Raw genomic sequence first — 5,775 nt, 5'->3', positions numbered from 1 at the left:
TCCTTGCCTTCGCTCACCAGCTCGCTGGTCAGGTGCTCCCCCGCCTTGAGGGCGTTGGAGGAGTAACCGCCGGCCAGGCCGCGGTCGCTGGTGATCAGCAGCAGCGCGGCCCGCCGCGGGCGCTCCACCTCGGTCGTCAGCGGGTGCTTGACGTCCGAGCTGTGCGCCACGGCGGTGACCGCGTTGGTCAGCTCGTCGGCGTACGGCGCGGACGCCGCCACCTTGCGCTGCGCCTTGACGATGCGCGAGGCGGCGATCATCTCCATCGCCCGGGTGATCTTCTTCGTGGCGGTGACGGACTTGATCCGGCGCTTGAGGACACGAATCTGAGCGCCCATGATCAGCCCTCGCCCAGCAGCTTGCCGCCCGAGGTCTCGAACTGCTGCTTGAAGGAGGTGACCGCGCCGGCGATCGCCTGCAGCGTGTCGTCCGACATCTTGGCGCCCTCGCGGATGGAGGTCAGCAGGTCCTTCTTCTCGCGGCCGAGCCAGTCCAGCAGCTCGCGCTCGAAGCGGCGGATGTCCTCGACCGGGATGTCGTCCATCAGACCGTTGGTGCCGGCCCAGATGGAGACGACCTGGTGTTCGGTGGGGTACGGGTTGTACTGGTCCTGCTTGATCAGCTCGACCATGCGCTTGCCCCGCTCCAGAGCGGCCTTGGAGGCCGTGTCCAGGTCGGAACCGAAGGCGGCGAACGCCTCCAGCTCGCGGTACTGCGCGAGGTCGACCCGGAGCGAACCGGTGACCTGGCGGATCGCCTTGTGCTGGGCGGAACCACCGACACGGGAGACGGAGATACCGACGTTCAGCGCCGGGCGCTGGCCCGCGTTGAACAGGTCGGACTCCAGGAAGCACTGGCCGTCGGTGATGGAGATGACGTTGGTCGGGATGAACGCCGACACGTCGTTCGCCTTGGTCTCCACGATCGGCAGACCGGTCATGGAGCCGGCGCCCATCTCGTCCGACAGCTTCGCGCAGCGCTCCAGCAGCCGGGAGTGCAGGTAGAAGACGTCACCGGGGTACGCCTCGCGGCCCGGCGGGCGGCGCAGCAGCAGCGACACGGCGCGGTAGGCGTCCGCCTGCTTCGACAGGTCGTCGAAGACGATCAGGACGTGCTTGCCCTCGTACATCCAGTGCTGGCCGATGGCCGAGCCGGTGTAGGGGGCGATGTACTTGAAGCCGGCCGGGTCGGACGCGGGGGCGGCGACGATCGTCGTGTACTCCAGCGCGCCGGCCTCCTCCAGGGCGCCGCGCACGGACGCGATGGTGGAGCCCTTCTGGCCGATGGCGACGTAGATGCAGCGGACCTGCTTCTTCGGGTCGCCCGAGCGCCAGTTGTCGCGCTGGTTGATGATCGTGTCGACCGCGAGGGCGGTCTTGCCGGTCTGCCGGTCACCGATGATCAGCTGGCGCTGGCCGCGGCCGATCGGCGTCATGGTGTCCACGGCCTTGTAGCCGGTCTCCATGGGCTCGTGCACCGACTTGCGCTGCATGACGTCGGGCGCGCGCAGCTCCAGGGCGCGGCGGCCCGAGGTCTCGATCTCGCCGAGGCCGTCGATCGGGTTGCCCAGCGGGTCGACGACCCGGCCCAGGTAGCCCTCGCCGACCGCGACCGAGAGCACCTCGCCGGTGCGGCGCACCGGCTGGCCCTCCTCGATGCCGCTGAACTCGCCCAGGACGACCGCGCCGATCTCGCGCTCCTCCAGGTTGAGGGCGAGGCCGAGGGTGCCGTCCTCGAACTTCAGCAGCTCGTTCGCCATGGCCGAGGGCAGCCCCTCGACTCGCGCGATGCCGTCACCGGCAACGCTGACCGTCCCGACCTCTTCCTGCGAGGCCGCGTCCGGGGTGTACGACTGGACGAAATCCTCCAGTGCGCTCCGGATCTCATCCGGCCGGATCGTGAGCTCCGCCATCTGGGTTCCCTGCTCTCCTTGTTGGGCCCGTAAGTTCGTGCGCTACGGCCCAACTCGGGCCGCTCGTCGTGCTTCTTGAGTTGGTGGTGCGGCGGGCGGTCGCGCCCGCCGCGTCAGCCGGCCAGCCGGCGGGTGACCTCGTCCAGCCGGTCGGCGACGGTGCCGTGGATGACCTCGTCCCCGATGCGGACCGAGATCCCGCCGAGGACGGCCGGGTCGACGTCGAGGTTCAGCTGGACCTGGCGCCCGTAGAGCTTCGCCAGGGCCCGGCCGAGCCGGTCGCGCTGCGCGTCGCTCAGGGGGACGGCCGAGGTGACCACCGCGACCGACCGGTCACGGCGGGCAGCCGCCAGGGCGGACAGCGCCTCGATCCCCTGATCCAGGCTACGTCCCCGCGGATGTTCCACGAGGCGGACGATCAGCCGCTCGGTGATCCGGTCGGCCCGGCCGCCCAGCAGCCGGCGCACCAGCTCCTTCTTGGCCGTGGTGGACCGCTCGTCCTTGGTGGTGAGGGCGGACCGCAGGGCCGGGGTGGCGGACAGGATCCGGCCGAACCGGAACAGCTCGTCCTCCACCGCCTCCAGGGTGCCCGCCCGGTCGGCCGCGATGAGGTCGGCGGTGTCCGCCAGCTCCTCCACCGCGTCCACCAGGTCCCGGGAGGAGGACCAGCGGGAGCGGACCAGTCCGGAGACCAGGTCGACGGCGGGGCCGCCGACCTGTCCGCCGAGCAGCCGGCCCACCAGGTCCGCCTTGCCCTCGCCCGGCTGAGCCGGGTCGGTGAGGACCCGGCGCAGCGAGACCTCGCGGTTCAGCAGCACGGTGACGGCGGCCAGGTCATCGGCCAGGGCGGCGGGATCGGTGGCCGTACTGTCGCACAGCACGTTCAGCCGTTCCCGGCCGCCCTCCAGGGCCTCCCGGCTGGCGCCGATCACCGTGCCGCCCCGGCGGCGTCACCGGAGGGAGCCGCGGCGGCCTTCTCCTCCAGCTCGGCCAGGAAGCGGTCGATGGTACGGCTCTGGCGGGCGTGGTCCTCAAGAGCCTCGCCGACCAGGCGGCCGGCCAGTTCGGTGGCCAGCCGGCCGACGTCCTGGCGCAGCAGCTCCGCGGCCTGCTTGCGGTCCGCCTCGATCTGGGCGTGGCCGGCGGCGATGATCTCCTCGCGCTGGCGCTGACCCTCCTCGCGCATCTCGGCGATGAGCGCGGCGCCCTGCTCCTTGGCCTCCTGGCGCAGCCGGGCGGCGTCGTGACGGGCCTCGGCCAGCTGCTCCTTGTAGCTCTCCAGGGTCTGACGGGCTTCGGCCTGGGTGGCCTCCGCCTTCTCCATGCCACCTTCGATCGCCTCGCGGCGCTCCTCCAGCACCTTGTTGATGGAGGGGAGGAGCTTCTTGTAGAAGACGAAGAAGATGATGCCGAAGCACAACAGTCCGATGAAGACCTCGGGCCACACCGGCAGCAAGGGGCTCTGGGGCCCCTCGGCAGCCATGTTGATCATGATTGTGGACCTCTCGTCGGTAAGGGCTTCGATGGGACGCTCAGCTGAGGGCGAACGCCAGCACGAAGCCCATCAGCGCCAGCGCCTCGATGACGGCGAAGCCCAGCAGCATGTTCTGCCGGATGAGGCCGGCGGCCTCGGGCTGGCGGGCGATCGCCTGGACACCGTTACCGAAAACGATACCGACGCCGACACCGGGGCCGATCGCCGCGATACCGAAACCGATGGTGTTGATGTTGCCGTTGACGGCGGCGAGGGTGTCGAAAGCTGCGGACATGTCCGTTGGTTCCTTCTCTGTGGTGGGCCGGCGGAGGTGTGTCCACCGGTTGTCATGCGGTCGGTGAGGGTCTGCGTGCTCTCAGTGCGCTTCTTCGAGCGCCTGGGAGAGGTAGGTGGCGGTCAGCACGACGAACACGTAGGCCTGGAGGGCCTGGATGAACATCTCGAAGACCGTGAGCACCAGCGCCAGGGCGAACGACGTGATCGAGTAGAACGTGCCGACCACGGTGCCCAGCGTGTACCAGGTGCCGATGATGAACAGCAGCAGCAGCAGATGGCCGGCGAACATGTTGGCGAAGAGCCGGACCGCCATCGTGAAGGGCCGCAGGAAGACGTTGGAGATGAACTCGATGGGCGTGAGGATCACGTAGATCCCCTTCGGCAGCCCACTGGGCACACACAGATTGCGCAGGCCACCGACGAAGCCGTTGGTCTTGAAGGTGACCGTCATGTAGGTGACCCACACCACGACGGCGAGACCGGCCGGGAAGGCGATGGCCGAGGTCACCGGGAACTGCGCCAGCGGGACGACGGCCCACAGGTTCATGACCCAGACGAAGAAGAACAGCGAGACCAGCAAGGGGACGTACGGCTCGCCCTTCTTGCCCATGATCTCGCGGGCGACGCCCTTGCGGACGAAGTCGTACCCGGCCTCCGCCACCATCTGGAGCTTGCCCGGGACCACCTTCGGCCGGGCGAAGGCGGCCCAGAAGAAGCTGAGGATCGCCACCGTGCCGAGGAGGGCCAGCAGCATGGCCTTGTTGAACTCGATCGGCCCGACGTTGAAGATCGGTTCGAAGATGAACGACCACACGGACGGAGCGGGGAAGCCGCATTCCTGGAAAAGGTGACAGTCGGTCTCGAAGGCGAGCACCTGGTCATTCATCACCGTGAGCTCCTTCGGCGTGACGCATGGATACGGCAACCTCGGTGTGTCGGCGTGGCCGCAGGCCACAGGACGGCACTGGACTGGGTGGGGCGGGAGAGAGACCGGTCCGTGCGGAGTCCGCGCGGCCCGGCGGGAGTCAGGGCGAAGCGCCCGGCTGTCCCGCACAGCCGGCACACCGCGATCCACTCAGCTCTCGGCGAGGGACGATAGCAGTCCGCGGTGACCGTCCGTAGGCCGCCCCCTGTTCGGCGGGACCGCCGCACAGCGACCGAGATCACATCGGACCGCCGGAGGACGCCGTGGAGGATTCGGGGACCACGTAAGGGATCTTCAGGCGCAGATGGGCCCGCACCTGACCGGCCAGCCAGACGGCCGTTCCGACCATCACTCCTATGGCGAACGCACGCCCGTGCAGGAAGGACGCGTCGCGCAGCAGTATGAGCACGACGAACAGCACACCCATCTGCGTGGTGTATATCACCATGGCGGCGCCGAAGAACAACTCGGGCCAGCGATGATTGACATAACCGAGAGCTATCAGGCCGAGTGCGAAGAACCCCCCGGCGATGAGGACTCCCAGGGCGACGCTGAGCGCGCCCTCCGTCCCGGCGAGCAAGGCTCCCGCCGCGGTGGCCACGACTCCGGCCACGGCAGTGGGGACCGCGGCGCCTCGGAGTATCCGGGCGTCGTTGGACTGCATGGGAACTGATCTCCCGCGGGGCTTCGGACGACTGTCGTCATTGACGAGTGAGCGTGCGTCCCGGTCCCGGGCAGCTGGTGCACCGGGCCGAGTTCTCGTGAACGCTATCACAAACTTTTTGATGAGGTCTTTACTCAGTTCGCGTGTAAGAACTCACACGGAAGAGGCAACTTGCCGTCCGCCGCTTGACAGCGGCGGACGCCCTCGTCACCGGCGGTTGTCGATCCTGCGGCGCAGCGCGAACCGCTGCCGCTCCCCCACCGCCGTGGCCCCGTTCAGCCCGCGCACCCGGGTCGCCGTGGCCACCGCGGAGGCGTCCTGCGCCCCGCCGGCCTCCGGCACGGCACCGGGCTCCCCCGGCGCCGGCGCGTCCGTCCGCCCGTCCGTGGCGGCCCCCGCCGTGGGGGGGGGGGGGGGGGGGGCCGGGGCCGCCCCGGGGCCGGCGGGGCCCGCGCCCCCCGCCCCCCCCCCCCCCCCCCCGGCCACCCCCCACCCCGCCCGCC

General features: G+C 69.7%; 8 protein-coding genes. All 8 read right to left on the bottom strand.

Annotation, left to right across the window (positions count from 1 at the left end; translation table 11 throughout):
* Positions 1-338: F0F1 ATP synthase subunit gamma (locus ACFV5N_RS23755; protein ID WP_385603367.1), on the bottom strand; the 338-nt coding region annotated here is incomplete at its 3' end.
* 2 nt (positions 339-340) lie between these two features.
* Positions 341-1,912, bottom strand: a complete 1,572-nt coding sequence (gene atpA / locus ACFV5N_RS23750) for a F0F1 ATP synthase subunit alpha (RefSeq protein ID WP_385603364.1) — start codon at positions 1,910-1,912, stop codon at positions 341-343.
* Positions 1,913-2,025: 113 nt separating this feature from the next.
* A complete protein-coding gene (locus ACFV5N_RS23745; protein ID WP_385603361.1) occupies positions 2,026-2,844 on the bottom strand; it encodes a F0F1 ATP synthase subunit delta in 819 nt (272 codons plus the stop codon).
* Positions 2,841-3,404 (bottom strand): F0F1 ATP synthase subunit B, encoded by a 564-nt coding sequence (locus tag ACFV5N_RS23740; protein ID WP_385603359.1) that lies wholly within the window; start codon positions 3,402-3,404, stop codon positions 2,841-2,843. The genes ACFV5N_RS23745 and ACFV5N_RS23740 overlap by 4 nt, the downstream gene beginning before the upstream one ends.
* A gap of 40 nt (positions 3,405-3,444) precedes the next feature.
* Positions 3,445-3,681: an ATP synthase F0 subunit C gene (gene atpE / locus ACFV5N_RS23735; protein ID WP_019435880.1), complete on the bottom strand. Its 237-nt coding sequence runs from the start codon at positions 3,679-3,681 to the stop codon at positions 3,445-3,447.
* 81 nt (positions 3,682-3,762) lie between these two features.
* Positions 3,763-4,569 carry a F0F1 ATP synthase subunit A gene (atpB, locus tag ACFV5N_RS23730; protein ID WP_385603371.1) on the bottom strand — a complete coding sequence of 269 codons (807 nt, stop codon included), beginning with the start codon at positions 4,567-4,569 and terminating at the stop codon, positions 3,763-3,765.
* Between the two features lie 277 nt (positions 4,570-4,846).
* The gene (locus ACFV5N_RS23725; protein WP_385603356.1) at positions 4,847-5,272 is read right to left on the bottom strand and encodes a hypothetical protein; all 426 of its coding nucleotides are present in this window, start codon (positions 5,270-5,272) and stop codon (positions 4,847-4,849) included.
* Positions 5,273-5,479: 207 nt separating this feature from the next.
* Positions 5,480-5,614: a hypothetical protein gene (locus ACFV5N_RS23720; protein ID WP_385603353.1), complete on the bottom strand. Its 135-nt coding sequence runs from the start codon at positions 5,612-5,614 to the stop codon at positions 5,480-5,482.
* Positions 5,615-5,775: the final 161 nt, after the last annotated feature.

It is taken from the genome of Streptomyces sp. NPDC059853, from assembly GCF_042731495.1.
Taxonomy (GTDB): Bacteria; Actinomycetota; Actinomycetes; order Streptomycetales; family Streptomycetaceae; genus Streptomyces.
The sequence above is the reverse complement of the archived record's forward strand: the minus strand, read 5'-3'. Positions and strand labels throughout refer to the sequence as shown.